This is a genomic window from Pandoraea commovens (genome assembly GCF_024704525.1).
GTDB lineage: Bacteria > Pseudomonadota > Gammaproteobacteria > Burkholderiales > Burkholderiaceae > Pandoraea > Pandoraea commovens.
In genome coordinates, this window is the sequence record NZ_CP102780.1 from 409,429 (window position 1) to 427,911 (window position 18,483).

16 protein-coding genes are annotated in these 18,483 nt (G+C 64.0%); 6 read left to right on the forward strand and 10 right to left on the reverse strand.

Translation table 11 applies throughout. From position 1 onward, the window contains the following. The first annotated feature begins 222 nt into the window (after positions 1 to 222). Entirely contained in the window at positions 223 to 1,092 is an 870-nt protein-coding gene (locus NTU39_RS02240) for a PhzF family phenazine biosynthesis protein (RefSeq protein WP_150664031.1), read from the forward strand. A 15-nt stretch (positions 1,093 to 1,107) separates the two neighbouring features. Then, positions 1,108 to 1,692 carry an IMPACT family protein gene (locus NTU39_RS02245; RefSeq protein ID WP_150664032.1) on the forward strand — a complete coding sequence of 195 codons (585 nt, stop codon included), beginning with the start codon at positions 1,108 to 1,110 and terminating at the stop codon, positions 1,690 to 1,692. A gap of 52 nt (positions 1,693 to 1,744) precedes the next feature. Here the strand turns inward: NTU39_RS02245 and NTU39_RS02250 are convergent, their stop codons facing one another. The 7 genes from NTU39_RS02250 to NTU39_RS02280 all read right to left on the reverse strand — a co-directional run bounded on the left by NTU39_RS02250 (position 1,745) and on the right by NTU39_RS02280 (position 7,742). After that, a complete protein-coding gene (locus tag NTU39_RS02250) occupies positions 1,745 to 2,263 on the reverse strand; it encodes a cupredoxin domain-containing protein (RefSeq protein ID WP_257959103.1) in 519 nt (172 codons plus the stop codon). Continuing rightward, a complete protein-coding gene (locus tag NTU39_RS02255; protein WP_257959104.1) occupies positions 2,260 to 3,606 on the reverse strand; it encodes a multicopper oxidase family protein in 1,347 nt (448 codons plus the stop codon). Before NTU39_RS02255 ends, NTU39_RS02250 begins: the two co-directional genes overlap by 4 nt. After that, on the reverse strand, positions 3,603 to 5,219 hold the full coding sequence (locus NTU39_RS02260) for a TolC family protein (RefSeq protein WP_257959105.1): 1,617 nt from the start codon (positions 5,217 to 5,219) through the stop codon (positions 3,603 to 3,605). The genes NTU39_RS02255 and NTU39_RS02260 overlap by 4 nt, the downstream gene beginning before the upstream one ends. Then, complete coding sequence (locus NTU39_RS02265) at positions 5,216 to 5,821, reverse strand: hypothetical protein (RefSeq protein ID WP_257959106.1); 606 nt, start codon at positions 5,819 to 5,821, stop codon at positions 5,216 to 5,218. The genes NTU39_RS02260 and NTU39_RS02265 overlap by 4 nt, the downstream gene beginning before the upstream one ends. Positions 5,822 to 6,135: 314 nt before the next feature. After that, entirely contained in the window at positions 6,136 to 6,738 is a 603-nt protein-coding gene (locus NTU39_RS02270) for a hypothetical protein (protein ID WP_257959107.1), read from the reverse strand. A gap of 1 nt (position 6,739) precedes the next feature. Then, the gene (locus NTU39_RS02275) at positions 6,740 to 7,144 is read right to left on the reverse strand and encodes a hypothetical protein (protein WP_039395094.1); all 405 of its coding nucleotides are present in this window, start codon (positions 7,142 to 7,144) and stop codon (positions 6,740 to 6,742) included. A gap of 196 nt (positions 7,145 to 7,340) precedes the next feature. Beyond that, positions 7,341 to 7,742: a hypothetical protein gene (locus tag NTU39_RS02280; RefSeq protein WP_257959108.1), complete on the reverse strand. Its 402-nt coding sequence runs from the start codon at positions 7,740 to 7,742 to the stop codon at positions 7,341 to 7,343. A 565-nt stretch (positions 7,743 to 8,307) separates the two neighbouring features. Between NTU39_RS02280 and NTU39_RS02285 the strand changes: the two genes are divergently transcribed. The 4 genes from NTU39_RS02285 to NTU39_RS02300 all read left to right on the forward strand — a co-directional run bounded on the left by NTU39_RS02285 (position 8,308) and on the right by NTU39_RS02300 (position 12,089). Then, complete coding sequence (locus tag NTU39_RS02285) at positions 8,308 to 8,826, forward strand: hypothetical protein (protein WP_150664036.1); 519 nt, start codon at positions 8,308 to 8,310, stop codon at positions 8,824 to 8,826. 352 nt (positions 8,827 to 9,178) lie between these two features. Further along, positions 9,179 to 9,454 (forward strand): hypothetical protein, encoded by a 276-nt coding sequence (locus NTU39_RS02290; RefSeq protein ID WP_039395103.1) that lies wholly within the window; start codon positions 9,179 to 9,181, stop codon positions 9,452 to 9,454. 488 nt (positions 9,455 to 9,942) lie between these two features. Beyond that, positions 9,943 to 10,992, forward strand: a complete 1,050-nt coding sequence (locus tag NTU39_RS02295; protein ID WP_150660987.1) for a porin — start codon at positions 9,943 to 9,945, stop codon at positions 10,990 to 10,992. 248 nt (positions 10,993 to 11,240) lie between these two features. Beyond that, on the forward strand, positions 11,241 to 12,089 hold the full coding sequence (locus tag NTU39_RS02300; protein ID WP_150664037.1) for a 3-hydroxybutyryl-CoA dehydrogenase: 849 nt from the start codon (positions 11,241 to 11,243) through the stop codon (positions 12,087 to 12,089). Between the two features lie 57 nt (positions 12,090 to 12,146). On the opposite strand, the gene NTU39_RS02305 is transcribed toward NTU39_RS02300, so the two are convergent. The 3 genes from NTU39_RS02305 to NTU39_RS02315 all read right to left on the reverse strand — a co-directional run bounded on the left by NTU39_RS02305 (position 12,147) and on the right by NTU39_RS02315 (position 18,129). Next, positions 12,147 to 14,372, reverse strand: coding sequence for a hypothetical protein (locus tag NTU39_RS02305; protein ID WP_257959109.1), 2,226 nt, complete (start codon positions 14,370 to 14,372; stop codon positions 12,147 to 12,149). A gap of 40 nt (positions 14,373 to 14,412) precedes the next feature. Beyond that, positions 14,413 to 16,455: a hypothetical protein gene (locus NTU39_RS02310; protein ID WP_257959110.1), complete on the reverse strand. Its 2,043-nt coding sequence runs from the start codon at positions 16,453 to 16,455 to the stop codon at positions 14,413 to 14,415. Between the two features lie 93 nt (positions 16,456 to 16,548). Continuing rightward, entirely contained in the window at positions 16,549 to 18,129 is a 1,581-nt protein-coding gene (locus NTU39_RS02315) for a hypothetical protein (protein ID WP_257959111.1), read from the reverse strand. Between the last annotated feature and the right edge of the window lie 354 nt (positions 18,130 to 18,483).

Here is an 18,483-nt window from a genome sequence, read left to right on the forward strand (position 1 = left end):
GCCCGGACATCGGACGATTCCGATCGCACGGGGTACAAAACACCGAAAGTGGGCGTGAGCGCCGCGCGGGACGCCCGTGCTGTGGCGCGATGTGCGAGACTACGAGCCTTCTTTCGAAAGGCCAGACGACCGGCCGTCCGGCGGCGGCCCGCGCTCACGAAGCGTGGGCGGCCGTGCCAATGTTCGATTCCGTCACGATCCACCTCTTACTGGAGCATCGCCATGAGTCGCAGTTACGCATTCCGTATCGTCAATGTCTTCGCCGAATCCACGTTCGGCGGTAATCCGCTGTGCGTGTTCGAAGACGCCCGGGGCATGAGCGACGACGAGATGCGATTGCTGGCGCGTCAGTTCAACCTGTCCGAGACGACGTTCATTCTTCCCTCGGAGACGGCCGACGCTCATGTGCGCATCTTTACTCCCGGCTACGAAATGCGTTTCGCGGGCCATCCGACGCTAGGGACCGCGCACGTGCTGCGTTCGCTGCGCAGCCTGGGCGATAACGTCACGCTTCAGTTCGCCGCCGGTCTTGTGCCCGTGCAGGCGCAGGGCGACCACTGGACGTTGACCGCACCGTCGTCGGGCGAGCCGAAGATCCAAAAGGCCACCGAAGCGGATTCGGATATCGCAGCGCTCGTGCGACTGAGCCGTGACGATCTGGCGCAATCGCCGCAGTGGGTCGATACGGGGGCTGATCAGTTGCTGATCCCGGTGCACGATGCCGACGCGGTTGCACGTGCCCAGCCCGACAGCGCCAAGCTGGAGCGCTGGCCGCTCTCGAGCCTTGAGCGCAAGACCGGATACGTGTTCTCCATCGACGACCGCCAAGGCAACGAGTTGCAGGTCACGGCGCGTTACTTCTTCACCACGCAGGGTGGCGGTGTCAGCGAAGATCCGGGCACGGGGTCGGCATGCGCCAATTTGGGCGGCTGGCTGATCGGGCAAGGCTATCCGTTGCCTGTGCGTGCGCGCGTGTCGCAGGGCGATGCCATCGAGCGTGCGTGTCGTCTGACGCTCGAAGTCACGGCGGACCGCGAGATTCGCGTGGGCGGCAACGTGATCGAAATCGCGCGTGGCGAGGTCACGCTGTAAGGGGAATATCGTCGTATGTACGCTTTGGCAGCACCGGTCGAGACCGAGCTGGAAATTAGAAAGAGCCGGTTTATCGGCATCGTTATGCCTGTGGCATCGCGCGAAGCGGCCATGCGTGAACTGGATGCGCTGCGGGTGCGTTTTCCGAACGCCACGCATTACTGCTGGGTGCTGTTGTGCGAGGGAGCGTCGGGATTCGATGACGACGGCGAGCCGGGAGGCACCGCCGCCAAGCCGATGTACAACGTCCTCATGCACAAGGGATTGGCGAACGTGTTCGCGGTCGTGGTGCGCTACTACGGCGGGATCAAGCTGGGCGCGGGTGGGCTCACGCGCGCGTACGGACAAGCGGTGAGCGAAGCGCTGAAGCTCGCAACGCTCACCGCCGTAGAGCCGACGATCGAACCTCGTTACCGCTGTTCGTTTGCCCATGAGGCGATGTTGCGCCGGTTGGCGGAACGTCACGCTGCCGAGGTGCTCGACGCCGCTTACGACGACGCCGTCACCTTGCGCCTGCGGCTCAAAGTGCGCGACGTCGAAGCGTTCGAGGCCGACGCCACCGAAGCGCTCAGCGGCGGCCTCGTGCGAAGCGACGACTGACGAGGCACCTCGTCATCGCCCATCGTCGCTTGCCGTCGCTTCTCATCGGGCACTAGCGCACGTTCACAACCCCTCGCATGCCTGCTTCGAAGTGCCCCGGCTCGAGGCACGCGAAATCTACCGTTCCGGCTTGCGTGAAGTGCCACACCAGCGTCTTGCGCTGACCGGGCTCGACCGTCACTGCATTCGCCTCGGCGTGGGTCATGCCCGGCATCTGCTGCATCATCTTTGCGTGCTCAGCGAGCGACGCCGCCGTGCCCAGCGTCAGTTCGTGACGGATCTTGCCGTTGTTCGTGACGACGAAGCGCACCGTGTCGCCACGCTTCACGGTCAGCGTGGCCGGTGAGAAGCGCATGGTGTCGCGCATGTCGACGTCGACCGTGCGCGTGGCTTGCGCATCGTTGCCAGGCTCGCCGATCGCAGCCGCCTCGCTGCTGTGGCCGTGCTGCATATGCATGGCGTGCGGGTCGTCGGCCATCGCGGGCAGACTAAGCACAAGCGTGGCGGCGCCAAGGACGAGAGGGGCGGCGACCGAGCGGGCGAACATCGATGTGAAGTGCGGACGAATCATGATTTGACTCCGGTTTTGCCTGCGCTTGCGGGCGGGCGATGGGTAGAGGGTAACGCTGAAGTGCTGCCTTGCCACGGACTTGCGACGGTACCGCGTGGCGCGCGATACCAGCCTGGATCGCGATAGCTGTCGCGCGGCAGGTCTTGCCGCACTTTGAGCGTGGTGAACATGCCGCCCATTTCGATGGGGCCGTAGGGGCCGGTGCCCGTCATCATCGGTAGCGTGTTTTCGGGAATCGGCATTTCCATACCGTTCATCGATGCGCCGGTTTCGCCCATCGCCATGTAGTCGGGAATGATGCGGGTGATCTTTTTGGCGATCTCACGCTGATTCACGCCGAGCATGGTCGGCACGTCGTGACCCATCGGGTTCATCGTGTGGTGCGACTTGTGACAGTGGAAGGCCCAGTCGCCGAGTTCGGTGGCGTCGAACTCGATGGCGCGCATCTGGCCGACGGCCACGTCGGTGGTGACTTCCGGCCATTGCGCAGTGGGGGGCACCCAGCCGCCGTCGGTGCCTGTGACCTTGAACTCGTGTCCGTGCAGATGAATCGGGTGATTCGTCATCGTGAGGTTGCCGATGCGAATACGCACCCGGTCGCCCTGACGCGCTACCAGCGGATCGATGCCCGGAAACGCACGGCTGTTCCACGTCCAGAGATTAAAGTCCGTCATCTCGTTCACGCGCGGCGTGCGCGTGCCCGGGTCGATGGCGTAAGCGTTGATGAGGAACACGTAGTCGCGATCCACTGGCATGAACGACGGGTCTTTCGGATGCGTGACCCAGAAGCCCATGAGGCCCATGGCCATTTGCATCATCTCGTCGGCGTGCGGGTGGTACATGAACGTGCCGGGATGCTTCGCTTCGAACTCGTAGACGTACGTCTGGCCCGGCGCGATGGCGCGCTGATTGAGGCCCGCTACGCCATCCATGCCGTTGGGCAGACGCTGGCCGTGCCAGTGCACGCTCGTGGCCTCCGGCAGCCTGTTCGTCACGTAAAGGCGAACGCGGTCACCTTCGACGACCTCGATGGTCGGCCCCGGACTCTGGCCGTTGTAACCCCACAGGTTGGCCTGCATGCCGGGGGCGATTTCACGCACCACGGGTTCGGCGACCAGGTGGAATTCCTTGACGCCGTTGCGCATGCGCCAGGGGAGCGTCCAGCCGTTGAGCGTGACGACGGGGCGGTAGGGGCGTCCGTTGGGCGGAGCGAGCGGTTTGGCGGTGCTGGCGTCGCTGCGGGTGGCGGCGTCCGGCAGCGCTGCGAGGCTGGTGCGTTCGACGGCCGCCGCGCCCACGACGGCGAGGCTGGCGTCACGCAGGAATCGTCGGCGCGAAGTCATGCGTCACCTCCGTGTTGGTGAGACGGGTGAGATGAAGCAGGCTGCGCGGGGGCAGGCGGTGTGGTGGGCGTTGATGGCACGGCTGACGAGGGCGATGCGACCGGTGCGATCGGTGCGACCGGTGTGGCAGCTTCCGCTGACGAGCGCGATGGCGACGATTCGGGCATGCCGCCGCCGAGACTCTCGCGAAACGCTGCATCGGCCAGCCAGTAATCGGACGTTGCGTCGATGTAGCCCAGGACGGTGTCACGTTGCTCGCGCGCGTCGGTCAGCAAGTCGAAGACGCTGGCGAGCATGCCGTTGTAGCGCAGCAGCCATTCGTCGGACACGCGCTGACGCATCGGCAAAATGGTCGTGCGGTAATGCTCGGCGATGTCCCACGCAGCGAGCGTCTGCGCGCGACGTGTGCGAACTTCCGCGCGCGCGGCAACGGCCGTGTCGGCCAGATGGTCGACGCTTTGGCGATAGCGCGCTTCGGCCCCGGCAATGCGTGTCGAACCCCAGTCGAATAGCGGCACTTCCAGCGAGATCTCGTAGCCGCGCTCGCTGGGTGAACCGGTGGCGCTGTTGTTGCGATACGCCGTGTCCAGCACGTTGACGAAGCGCGTGACGCGGGTCAGGCCGAGATCGCTCGCAGTGGCATCGAGCGCAGCGCGTGCGGCGCGCACGTCGGCACGTTCGCGGATCGCCTGCGCTTCGGCGTCGGGCCATGCAGGGCGGTTCGCGGGCAAGGTGGGCAGACGTTGCGGCAACGTGAAGCTCAGTTGCTGGCCCCAGAGGCCCATTTGCCGCGCGAGCTGTTCGCGTGCCGTGTTCGCCTGTTCGCGGGCGCGTGCGAGACGCGCGGCTGTATCGGCATAGACGAGGTTCTCCTGCGTGCGCCGCATGGCGCTGAAGTTACCCGCACGCGCCATGCCGTCGGCGAGTTCGCTGGCAGCCTGTGTGGCGAGGCTCGTCTGCTCAAGGATCTGCACGCGTTCCTGTGCGGCAACGGCGTCGATCCATGCGCGGCGTGTGAGCGTCGCCTGCTCGACGATGGCTTGCGTCACCTGCGCCTGCACCTGCGCGAACCGACGCGCTTCGACGCGCGAAGCGAGCGGCATCGTGAGGACACGGACGAAGTCGATGCCCCACGTGCGCTCGATGCTGACGTCCCCACCGCCCTGCACGCGCTGAAACGAGAAGCGGGGATTGGGCAGACGTCCCGCCTGAACGAGTGAGGCTTCGGCAATGCCGAGTTCGGCGTATGTGGCTTGCAAGCCGCGATGGTTCAGTAGCGTGAGCTGGACGGCGGTGTCGATGTCGAGCGGGCGCGCCAGCAAGTCGTCGCGTTGTTTGGCGAGCGCTTGTGCAGTGGCGTCGTCGCGCGCCCAGACGGCCGATTTGCCGAGGCGCTGTTGCGTGGCGTCGGCGACCGGTGTGAAACCGCCGTCGTCGCTGAATGTTGCGCAACCGGACAGCACCAGTGTGGCAATCGCGGCGACGACCAGCGGTGTCCGACGGGGCCGATGTGCCGTTCGTGCGACGCGATGATGCGGCCGGGATGCTGTGGCGTCGCGCGTAAGAGACGTGGAAACCGTCGCTGTCATGAGCGACAAATGAGCGCTTGTCATTGCAGCCCTCCCTGTCCGCCGTGACCGCCATGGCCGCCATGATCGCCATGATCGCCATGATCGCCATGATCGCCATGATCGCCATGATCGGCGTGCGGATCGACGGGCACGCCGGGAGGCGACGTCATGGGCATGGTGTGCCCCATGCCTTCGTGGCCCGACGGTGTTGGCGTAGTGGTGGGAGCGGACGTCATGGGCATCGTATGTCCCATGTTTTCGTGGCCCGGTGCCACGGGGGCGGACGAAGGAGGCATCGGCATGGTATGCCCCATCGCTTCGTGGCCTGTCGTGGCGGATGGACTCATGGCATGCCCGCTATGGCTCGCCATGTCATGACCCGAACCGGACATCCCGGGCATGCCCGACACGCTGGCGTTCACCATGCGCCAGTCGCTTGTCGCGACGGATAGCGCGGGCCGGGCGAAGTCGCTCAGCACGGCGGCGGGTAATGGTCCGGCGGGGGCGTCGGCAGACGCGGGATCGTCGGAGACGACCATTGTTGTCGCCGGTTCAGCGGCGACGGCGGGTAGCGAACTCACGCCCCACAGCGACAGCGCGACGGGTACACACAAGGTGTGCCGTCGAATGGAAAGAAACATCATCGAAAGACTCGTCGATCTGGCGATGCCGGGCGTGGAGACACGCGCCTCGGAAGGCAGCGCGTACGGCACGGCACCGCATGTTCATCGGGCAGACGGACTTACGACGCGCGTGACGAATGTGACGCAAGCGGCAGTCGCCTCAATAGCAGCGACCGCAACGGACACATCGACGGCAACTGGCAGATCAGGCGTAGTCATGCCAGTCACGAGGCGGTTCGTAAATCAGTCTGACGGAGAGCGGAGACGGCGGCATCCGACGGGAGCGCACGGGCGTCAGATAACGCTGCCGCGACGCGTGTCGCAATGCGAAGCCGTCAGATGGCGAGGGCTTTCGGAGGACGTTCGAGGACGGCGACGATGGCGCTGGCGGCCGACGTGCGAAGGAACGGAATGGCGGCGGACGGCTGTGCGTCCGGTAGGCGCAGCACGACGCTTTGCGGCAGGGCGGTGCAGACGACGCACGCCGCGCAGGCCGAGCAACTGGCGTGTTGACTGTGCGATTTCTGCGATGTCTGTGATGACGCATGCGTCGCGTCACCCGTGTCGCTGGTCGCGCCTGTCGCCGCGCTTTCGTCGCTGTGATGATGCATGCCGGACATGCCGTCACCGGACATCATGGCGTGATGCATCGCCATGATTGCCATGGCGTCGACCGTCGCAACGGACGGGCTCTGCATCGAAGCCGCAGGCGATCCCGGTGCACAATGCGTACGCAGTGCGGCCATAGCCTGTAGCGGCATGGTCACGCACAACAGCAACAGCACGAGGAGTTTGCGCCAGCGATTCATGCTGCGAAGTCTAGCATCGCCCGCGCGTCGCTCGCAAATCGACGTGTGGCGCACCATCGTGCACATCGACGTCCGCCGACTGCCACGCAGGCTTCCACCAACGTCGACGCCACCTGCTACGCCGTCCATCTCAATGCTCGAATAGATGGAACGTCTCGAAGTGCGTGCGCCGTCTCGAGAGCGCGACGAGGTTGACGACGCATACCAGCGCGACGAGCACGAACAACGGTGCGGAGACCTCGATGGTGTCGCGCGCGAGCAGCGAGACGAGCGTGAGCGCGACCATAAGCGTCAGCAGCACACGATGGAGCCACGCCGCGAGTTTCAAGTGCCGCTCGGACTGTGCGACGAGCACGACCAGCGAGACGTAAAACGGGGCCGCAATGACGGCGAGCACGCAGAGGGCGAGCAGCACGCCCAGCACGCTGGTCAGCAGTTCGTGCCCGTCGGCGGCGCTCGATTGCACGCCCACAACGGTTGCCGCCGCCAGGTAGAGCAGCATCAGTCCATCCAGAACGATCGCGAGTCGGTTCATGACATCTCTCCGGCGTAAAGAGTGCGGAGGTACAGAGGTGCGCAGGCTTAGCGCCCCGCGCAGTCAAATCGTCTGAGTCATATAAGAAAGCGGGCCGAGATCCCGCCGGTGTCATGAATCGGTCACCGGCGGCAGGCCAGACTAGCCGCGAGTCACGATATTCCTGTGACAGCGGCCGACGACGCGAGTGCCGTCGTCAGCGTGGCGGCGCAGGCGTGGCGGAGGGGCGAGGTCGACCGTCCGTTTGCAGCGCCTCGGGGAGCATCAGACCCAGCCAGATGGCCGCAGCGTCGACTTCGGCCGGATCCGACGCCACCTGAACGCGGTAGATCGCGACGTTGCCGCAATCGTCCCCGCAAAACAGATCGCGCTCCAGATCGGCGATGACGTCGAGCCGCTGCTGAAGGCGGTAGAAGCCGAGCGGCGTGAGATCCTGCACCAGCGCAGCAAGCGTTTCGGGATAGAGAAACAGGCGCGACGGCCAATGGCCGTGACGATGGCGAAATTTACCGAGCGCACCCAGCACGTGCGCGAGCGTGCCACCGTGACCGCGAACGAAGTCGATCAGGTGCGGCGTGCCGTAACCATTGGTGTACACAAACGCTCCGTTGACTTCCCGAAGGTGAGTGCCCGGTAAATATTGGTCTTGTGATTCGATAGTTGCAGACCGGCACGCGCGGCGAAATCCGCACTTTCGCTTAATCCTTCGGCATGAGGGTCGGCGCAGAGGCGTCAGCACAAATGGAAACCGGCGGGCTAAGCCGCCGGTTGAGGCCCCATCGGGGCATCGCCAGCCGCGTGTACCGGCGCGGCATGGTATGGGCCAAGGAGACTTGGCACCGAGGGACATTGCCGTCATGCATCGGACCACCATCGGTCCCCGGCCGTGCCTATGCAGTTTGACTGCGCTTTGAGTATAGGTCGCGAGCGTCGCTCGCCAATCGGCTTTTTGGATGAGCGCGCCCTCAACCCACAATACGAACTATCAGGCACTTCCGGACTCGAAATGGCGCACGATTTCCCTTGTGACCGTGGTTTCGTCCGCGCACACTTTGCGTTCTAATGTCACCATTCCAGGCGATATCGAAAGTGGTCCGCGCCCGCACGACCCGGTCACCCCCGGTCATCGCTGACGCGCCGTACCCCAGTCAAACATTCCAATAATGGCAACGAAATCTTTTCAACGATGGGCTTTGCTGGCATGCCTGTGTACTGCACAGTCGGCGTTTGCCGCCGACCAGTGCGAAGGCATTCTGATGCTGGCCAAGAGCGCACAAACCGGCTTTGAAGACGTCTCCGGTCCGCTGGTGGCGAAGAACGAGCGTGGCGAGAGCTATCAGGCGACGTATTCGGTGCCCGGCGGCGATTGCAAGGTGTTCCGTGCGACCGGACTCGCCCCGACCTACGAGTGCATCTGGGATTACCAGAAGATCACGCCGATGGATTTGCGCAATCAGGCGCAGAAGTTCGCGACCGACATGGCGCGCTGCACGCGCGGCGTGACGACGATGCGCACGACCACGACGAACCCGGCCGGGCTGCCCGCCGAATGGCAGAGCGCGAGCCGGAAGTACGCGCGTCCGGTCAATTTCACCATCACTGCGCAGGATCTCGTCACGCCGCGCGGCGACCGCATGCGTGAGATTTCGTTGTCGGTGGAAAAGCAGGTCGGCGACAAGTGATCCGACGCGCCGTCGTCTGGCGCGTCAGACCGCTTCAAGACGAGTGCGTAGCGGCAAGATGTGGTGACACGGCGTGCGCTTTGAGGTCGTGCGGCGCAACCGCCGTCGCCCGCGCAGGCATGCTGGGCATGGGTTTGCGCTGATTCATTCGGCAAGTCCGAATCGCATTCGTCGCCCGGTTACAAACGGTTGCAGACCGCATCGCGTATTAACATCTTTTCAGTCGACGCTCATTCGACTGTCCCGGTAAAGTCATTCATGAGGTGTATGGCGCATTGGCAATCCGCCGATGCGGGGCGCACCTCGTGCAACCGGCCCCACCGTAGCGGCCGGGAGATGTGGCTGAACCCAAATGAGTGCGCGACTTCGCTGTTGTTTCCTGCTACTGCTGGTGTGTGCCTACCCTGCCTGGGCCGATGGCGGGCGTGGGCGCGAAATGCTGGACGTGAACAAGGCGTCGTTGCGCGAAGACATCAGCCGTTTCAACGCGGACCGTGGCCGTGGACAGGCGGCTTACCCGAACTGGGCGTCGCCCGCCGAACCCCGTGAGCGTCAGTACACACCGCAAGGCGAACCTCGCGGCCAGCGCGGCAATGAAGGCGGCGGACGCCGAGGACGCGGCTTCTAAGGCGACTGCACCACGCGCACCTGCGCACCCGATGAGTGCACCCCCGACGCCTTGCCAGTTCCACCGCTCAATCCTGTAGTACCCCTCCGTAGCCATCCCCGATCTGCACCGAATGTTGCACATGTGCAACATTGGATACGTTCCTCCCTCCCCAAAGACATCCGTCAGTCGCACTTGAGCGACGTCCATGATTCGCGCATCACACGGCGAATGTGAGCGGTTGCTAACCCAGAAATATACGCCTTATATCGATCCCGTTATACCGGGATTAATTGTGGCGCGGATGGTCGTCCGAATTTTGTCTCCCCACCATTTCCCAGCCACTTCGTGTGGTGCATTTTTCCTTGCCGTTCCGGTCTTTCTGCGCACGGCGGGGCTGTGCGAGAATCACGGCCGTTTATCAGGGAGGCGCTTCTCGAAAGGGCGCCAGCAGGGTCCCGTGCAGGGCGGGAGCAGGCACACAAAATACATAAACCAAGGAGAAGTCAATGAAGCGCAGTATGGCCAAGGGCATGGGTGGGGCACTCGTTCTGGGCGCGTGCATGGGGGCGGTGAGCGCACCGGCACTCGCACAATCGAACGTCACGCTTTACGGTCAGGTCGACGCCTGGGTGGGCGCGGTCAAGAACCCAGGCGGCGACCGGGCATGGACGCAGGGCGGCGGCGGTATGTCCACGTCGTACTGGGGCATGAAGGGTAACGAAGACCTCGGCGGCGGCCTGAAGGCTGTCTTCGTGCTGGAAGACTTCTTCCGTCCGCAGAACGGTCAGTACGGCCGCTTCCAGGGCGACTCGATGTTCTCGCGCAACGCCTACGTCGGCTTGCAGTCGGACACGGCCGGCACCGTCACGATCGGTCGTCTGACCACGTCGTACTTCGTCTCGACGATTCTGTTCAACCCGTTCGTCGATTCGTACACCTTCAGCCCGATGGTGTTCCACACCTTCATCGGCCAGGCCGGTCAGGGCGTCGTGGGCGATTCCGGCTGGAGCAACGCCGTGATGTACACCACGCCGAACTTCAAGGGGCTGACGGGCGCTGTCTCGTACGCCTTCGGTAACAAGGCAGGTGAAACCGGTCAGAACAAGTGGAGCGCCTCCGCGCTGTACTTCAACGGGCCGTTCGCGGCGACCGTCGCTTACCAGCAGGTCAAGTTCGACTCCGTGCCGGACGACATGGCCGGTATCACGGGCTTCCGCAGCCAGCAGGCGCTGCAACTGGGCGCGACGTACGACCTGCAAGTCGTGAAGTTCTTCGGCCAGTACCAGTACATCCGCAACAACATCACCGGCGGCGGCGTGTCGGAGAACGGCGGCCAGCTCGGCGTGTCGGTGCCGTTGGGCAACGGAAAGGTGCTCGCCTCGTACGCGTACACGAAGAGCTCGGGCGCGAGCAACGTCAACCGCAAGACGTGGGCGCTGGGCTACGACTACAACCTGTCCAAGCGTACCGATATCTACGCCGCGTACATGAACGACAAGGTCAGCACGATGTCGGGCGGCGACACCTTCGGCGGTGGCGTTCGCATGAAGTTCTGATGCCACGGCGTGCGCGCATCGCATGCACGTGACGGTGGAATCGGCGAAGGGGCGAAGGGGCAGACCGTGGGGTCTGCCCCTTTTTCTTTGGGTGACGACGACGTACAGGAAGCACCCCGTCAATCGCATCGGCCATTCCGCACAGCGGTTTCATGTGTCACCGATTCGACGTGTCCGCGCTATGATTTGTGCACCGCGCAAGACGGTATCCCCCGCCACCTTTCAAGCACAAACGGAGCAGAGACGACATGACGATTCAACACGTAGGCATCATTGGCGCTGGCACGATGGGTAACGGCATCGCACAGGCCTGTGCGGTGGCCGGACTGCCGGTGACGATGGTCGACATCAGCGACGCGGCCGTGCAAAAGGGCGTAGCGACGATTGCCGGTAGCCTCGAGCGCCTCATCAAGAAAGACAAGCTCACCGCTGCCGACAAGGACGCCGCCCTCGCGCGCATTACGACGTCCACCGATTACGCCGCGCTGGGCACGGCCGACATCGTGATCGAAGCGGCCACCGAGAACTTCGACCTGAAGGTGAAGATTCTCAAGCAGCTTGAAGGGGCGGTGAAGGACGGGGCGATCCTCGCGTCGAATACGTCGTCGATCTCGATCACGAAGCTGGCGGCCGTGGTCGCCAATCCCGACCGGTTCATCGGCATGCACTTCTTCAATCCGGTGCCGCTCATGGCCCTCGTGGAGCTCATTCGTGGACTGCAAACGAGCGACGAGACGCATGCGCGCGTCGACGCGCTGGCGCGACAGTTGGGCAAGTCCCCGATCACGGTGAAGAATGCGCCGGGCTTCGTCGTCAACCGGATTCTGGTGCCGATGATCAACGAAGCGTTCTTTGTGCTCGCGGAGAATCTCGCGTCGCCGGAGGAAATCGACGAAGGCATGAAGCTGGGTTGCAATCATCCGATCGGCCCGCTCGCATTGGCCGACATGATCGGCCTGGACGTCTGCCTGTCGGTGATGAACGTCTACTTCGAGGAGTTCGCGGACTCCAAGTATCGTCCGTGCCCGCTGCTCAAGGAGATGGTTGCGGCCGGTTATTTGGGACGCAAGACGGGACGGGGCGTCTACACGTACTGAGTGACTTGAATCCGGCGCGTGCAACGCGCGCCGGAGGTGGCGAGCGACGGGCGGCGCTCATGCGCCGTGCGCTTCCTCGTGCCCGTTCGCAAGCGGCAAGTTAGGGGCGTCGAGAGACGTCAGCCCGCTTGACGAACCCGGTGTCCCTGACGATCCCCCCGTACTTGACGTTCTCGATACCGATCCGGCACTTCCCTGGCTGGCCAGACTTCCTCGTCGGCTTGCCCCGGTGCGGCGCGGTCCGAGCGGGCGCGTGAGCGAGACGCGGTAGGCCTCGCCCGGCCGGTGCCCGACGTCGACAAGGGCCTCGTCGAGCACGCGCCGCGTTTCCTGCGGGTTTTTCGACATGGCAAAGCCGACAGCCTTCACCCGGCTCCAGGGATCGAGCAAAAGCGTCGTGTCGTGTGCATTCATGATGAGTCCGGCGAAATTATCGCCGGCGATGCCGTCGGCACCGGGCCCCTCGTATTCGACCGGTGTTGAAAGTTCGAGGGCATCGATTAATTCTTCGGATTCCGTATAAAGTACGAGCGCGTGGGGCGAGCGTCCCTTCGGATGAACGGTAATCATGCGGATGCAGTCGCCGTGAACGCCGTTTTCGATCAGGAAGTGAAAAAGAATCTCCGCGTTCTCCTGACAAAACGCTTCCGTGCCCAGATTCAGACGGTAATGACTTGCGGTGATGACCGCGGCGAGTCGTTGCTGTTCGTAGAGAGGCGTGTCGGGCGGAATGTGTCCGAGAGCGGTGCGGATCGCCTCCCGATTCGGGATGATCGAGTAGTCGCGATATTGCCGGAGGTCCGGCCGGTTGGAGCGCATCAGCTTCAAGCGTGACACATCGTTGTAGGCCGAGAGAATGGCGTTTTGCGCGTCGTCGTTACGCAGATGACTGAGTACCGCGTCGACTTCGTGCCGATTCAGGGCGATGCTGTCGGGCGTTGTGATACGGCTGTTTCCGCAACCGCCACCGCACAGTCGCAGTGCCTCATGCGCGACCCACAGATCCAGATGTGGGTCGTACGTGACCGGCACCTGCGCCTTCGCGCGGCGCGGCGCGTCCACGAGCCAATGGTCGGTGTTCGATGCCTGACTCGCGAGGTAGAAGCCGTTCTGGCCGCGCAGGTATTGTTGACCGTCGATGGTCACCAATCGCGTAGCGTGACCGGGCGGGAGGCGGTGTGCAGGAATGTGTTGCGCATATCCCTGCAAATACGTTTGCTCACCGGCGATGAACAAGTCGGGCGTCCCGTTAGACACATCGCCGAGCGAAACCTCCTGCGAGGGGGCGTCGACGCTGGCAGGGTCGAGCATGCGCTCCAGATCGTTCGCAGCCGCCTTCTTCTCGACATCCTTCAAGGCTTTCTCGGGAGACTCCATGTGGACGGCGGGCGACGGCGCGCCAGGCTTTTCCACCGTCGCTTGCGCGGCCTTCTTGCCCGCCGTACTCAGCCTCGCCGGTCGCAGGGCACTGCCGAGCGGACGCGCCAGCACGCGCGGATCGGCGCTCTGCACAATGGAAATGATCCGATCTGCGGTGATGGGTTTGCCATCGATACCATCGGCCACGGCATCCGCCACCTCCGAGGGGAGGCGCAACATCGCGACTTCGGGAATCAGGCCCGTGGCCACATCCACGAGATGAGCGCGCTGCTGAATCTCTTCGCGCATCTGTTGGCCGACCGGGTTGCCCGTCAGTAGGGAATACATGTCCGCGACCGAATCGCCGAAGTGCCGGAACGGGGCGCTGCCAGTGCCGATCGATCTGAGCACGTCCTGTGGCGAATACTGATCTTTGAGCGTCATCGGCGCATCGACCGGCTCGACTCGAACGGCCGCGCCGACGTCGCTTGGCATAGGCTGCGCCTGATCTGGCAGCGACTGTGGCGCGCCGCCGGGCGCATTGCCTTCCGCGTCATCATTTCCGTGGCAGGGACGCGGGACTTTCGGCACGAAGGCGGAGACCGGACCGACGGATGCGACGGGCGCTATCAGATTGGCGACGAGCATGAGCGCGAAAGCGGCGGGCCAGACGGTCGGCGTGGCCGAGCCTGCGGCTTTACGCCGCGCGCGACCTTGCAGCAGTGGCGAATGTGTTTGCGATGTGTACGAAGCATCTGATTGCGTCGCGAGCCGTGCGTGAGTGAACGCGGTACTAAAGTGTCGTTTCGTTTGCACATTCACACCGCCGTCGGCGCGCGCCGACGCCTTGCGGTGCTGCACGGCGTGCGAAAGCGAATAGGCGGGTGCACTGGAGGTGGCACGACGATACGAGGCGTAAGGCATAGCAACGTCTCCGAAGAAAATGGATGAAGCGGGCGATGCGTCAGTCGGCTTGCGATACAGGATCGGACGATTCACTTCCGGGTGGTTCGATATCCCACTGGGCGGACGCGCGACGCTGTCCCGCCGCAGGCCGGACCGAGGCGCTCAGTCGGGGGCTTGAGGACGACAGCAGCGAGCTGCGCGAGGTACCCGAACTCGCCCCGGAACTACCGGGACTCCCCAGACTGGACTGACTGCCGGGCGAGCTTCGACGTGAGGCAAGCGGCCGGGTGAGCGATACCGTGTATGGACTACCGGTGCGATGGCCGATGTCCGCGAAAGCGACGTCCAGAATGTCGACGACGTCCTGTGGCTCGTTGGCCCATACAAATGAGATGGCCTTGTTGCGGCTCCACGGATCGAGCAGCAAGGTCGTGTCGCGCGTCATGTAGGCGGCCCACGCAAACTGTCCCGACGAGAGGCCGTCCAGACGCAGACTCTCGCGAAGGCGCGGCGTCGACGCGTCGAGCATGTCGATGAAGCGGTGCGACTCCGTGAAGAGCACCATCACGTGTGGCGAACGATTCTTCGGCTGCACGGTGATCATGCGAAGCTGGTCGCTGCTCACGCCGTCCTGAAGCAGGAAGTGATAGAGAATTTCGGCGTTTTCCTGACAGAACGCCTCGGCGAACGGATGAGAGTAGTAGTACCGTGCCGTGGCTTCGGCGACCAGACCTTGCTGTTTGACGAGCGGCAGTTGCGGGTCGATGTCGCGCATCGCCACGCGTAGCGCGGCACGGTGATCGATGATCGAGTTATCCCGCAACATGCGCAGATCGGGACGATTGGAGCGCACCAAATGCAGGCGGCTCAGATCGGCGAAGGCGTTATGAATGGCTTCCTGTGCACCTTCATCGGTCACATGCATGGTGGCCGAGAAGATGCTGTCGAAACTCGTGGCGATGCTGTCGGGGCTGATCGGGCGGCTCGGCCCGCACCCACCGCCGCACACGCGCAGCGGCTCGTGCGCCCGCCATTGATCGGTCACGGGATCGTAAGTCACGGGCACCTGCGCGCGCGTTTGACGAGGCGCGTCGATGAGCCAGTGATCGCCGCTGAGGCCCTGCGATATGCGGTAGTAACCCGCCTCTCCGCGCAGGTAGCGATGGCCACCGACGAGGGCTAGACGTGTCGCTTTGTCGGTGGGCAACTCGGCCTGCGTGAACGTTTGCTCGTAGCCGTCGAGATGGTCGAACTCGCCCCGGATAGCGAAACGGCTCGTCGGCTTTTCTGCGGCCAGATTGTCCTGCAAGTCGACGACCCCGATGCGTTCGTCTTTCGGGGCTAGCCACAGCGGGGACTTCGGCGGACGGCGGACGCCCGACTTTGCGGCAAGTCTCGGCGGCGCGGGCTCGGGCGCGGCAGGTGAGCCACTGCCGCGCGGGGACGCGAACTGCGTGAGTCCGATGATCCGGTCGATGGTTGGCGGCTTGCCGTCGATGCTGTCCACGGCCATATCCGAGACCTCCGCCGGTAGTCGCAACATCTGGACTTCGGGAATGAGGCCGGAGGTGATGTCGATGGCCGTCCCCCACGCTTTGACCGTCTCACGCGTCTCGTGCGGGATATCGCGGCCGGTCATGAGCGAATAAACGTCGGTCATCGACTCGCCGGTGCTCGCGAACGGCGTCCGCGCGGCAGCGACTGCCCGGAGGACATCGACTGGCGTGTACTCGGATTTGACCTGGACTTGTGGCAAGGGCTCGGCGACAACCTCGCCGGGTATTGACGCGGCCTGGGCGTCGTGATGCCCGTCCGGTGTCAACGCGGGCTCGAAGCGATCGCGATATCCTCGCGGCAGCGATGCGGTGGCGTAAGCACCGTAGTTCGTCACCAGAAGAATCGCAAAGGCGACGGTCCACGGCGCGCTGTGGGACGAGCGCGACGGTGCGTGCGGTTCGATAGCGTTGTCGAAAGCTCGCGCGGTGCGCGCGCGACGAAATGCACGGGGGAAGCCGGCGGCATCGCATTTACGCATCACGGTGTGCGATGGGCCATAGCATGGTGTCGTGCGCACGGCGCGATGATGGGTTGTCAAAGACACGGCGAGATCTCCGAAGGACGTGCTGCGTTAGTGACATTCTCGGTATCGACGATCAGCGCGCTACAGGGCGCTCCCCGTTCCCGTAGTACGAACTTAGGCGATCAAGCCGCCGACCGAACTCCCGGACCCGCCGGACGAGCCACCGCTGCCCGCACTGCCAAGACTGCTCGCGCTGCCTCGGCGTTGCCCCAGAGGACGGGTAATGGAGACCCAGTACAGGCTGCCCGGTCGATGTCCGATCTCGGCGAAGGCGCCGTCGAGTGTGTCGACCATCGCGACGGCATGTGTGGCAAGAGCGAACGATGTGGCGCGCGAGCGGCTCCACGGATCGAGCAGCACAGTGGAATCGCGGGCTTCATAGGCTTCGCGGGCGAAGAGCATGTCGATCAGGCCGTCCGGTCCCACGTTGAGTGGCGGGTGCGGCGTCGCTTCTTCGAGCAGTCCGATCAGGCGCTCCGACTCCGTGTAAAGCACCAGCACGTGCGGCGGCCGGTTCTTGGGTTTCACTGTAATGATGCGAAGGTTTTCGAGCGGAACGCCGTTCACCCGCAAGAAGTGAAAAAGGATCTCTGCGTTTTCCTGACAGAACGCCTCGGCGTACGGGTTCCAGTGATAGTGCATTGCGGTGATCAGGGCCGCTTCTTCTTGTTGTCTGGCCAGCGGAAGGTTGCGTTTAATTCGCTTCATCGACGAGCGCAATGCCGTCCGGTGATTGACGATGGAGTTGTCGCGTCCCGCTTGAAGATCGGGACGATTGCTGCGAGACAGGTGCAGGGCGGCGAGATCGTCGTATGCGAAGACGATCGCGTCGCGTATGTCCTCGTTGCGCAGATGCGCGACGGCGTCCCGGACTTTCTCCCGGTCGAGTGAGATGCTGTCGGGGGTGGCCTCCCGACTAGGCCCGCAGCCGCCGCCGCAAAGCCGTAGCGGCGCTTCTGCGTGCCAGCGCCCGGTGGCTGCGTCGAAATGCACCGGCACGAGCGCAGCGCGGCCGCTGCCGCGTGGTGCCGAGACAAGCCAGTGGTCGAGGCTCCGGCCACGGATCGCACGGTAGTAGCCGGCCGCGCCTCGAAGGTGGAGGTACCCGTCGATCGTGACGATTCGACGTTGCTGATCGCTCGGCAGTTTGTCGGGCGCCAGAGACCGCGCATATCCGTCCAGATGCGTGTCCTCGCCTTCGATGCGCCATTCCTGAGGTGAGTACGGCTGGTGGTGAGCCGAGGTGTCGTCGGGGGAATTCGCGGCGAGCTGCATGTCCTCTTCCAGGGCGGCCGTAATGCGATCTCTCTCTGCGTCGATCTGCGCTTCGTTTCGGCGGCGCGCGATGGCTTCCGCCCGGGCGACCGCCGCGCGGCGTGATTCATCGGCGTGCGCTTTGCCTCTCGACGTTTGACGCCATTTGGCTTCAATTGCGGAAAAATCCGGTGGCTTGCGCATGACGCCCCGGCTCGCCAGATTGCGAGAGTCGGACGCCTGAATCATGCTAATCAACCGATCCGGGGCTACCGGGCGCCTCTCCATCTGATCGGCGGCAATGCCGGCCGCATCGCCCGGGATTCGCGATATCCCGACATCCGGCACCAATCCGGTCGCAAGATCGAGTGCTTCGGTCCATTGACTGATTGACTTGCGCGTATCGATACGGACCTCCTCGCCAGTGACGAGCGTGTACATCTGAAGTAGCGATTCACCTGTGTTTCGGAAGGGCTCGCTTGACGCTGCAACGGCGTACAGGAATTCCGACAAGGTGTAGTTCGACTTGATAGCGGGCGTCTGTACAGGCTGAACGGCCACGACATCCGGCGCTCGGCAATGCATCGGTGCGTCACCCGTATGGCCCCCGACGCAAACCTGGAGCGAACCGCCTTGCGTGCCAGGTCCCTCTGGTGCCGATTCGCGCATCGCGCCCCAGGGGACGGCGCTCCTTGCCGGTGCCGTCAGATTGGCGACGAAGAGGAGGGCGAATGCTGCGGGCCATGCGCCTCTGGCCACCGGGGCTGCCGACGCAGCCGGGGCAGAGTGAGGGGG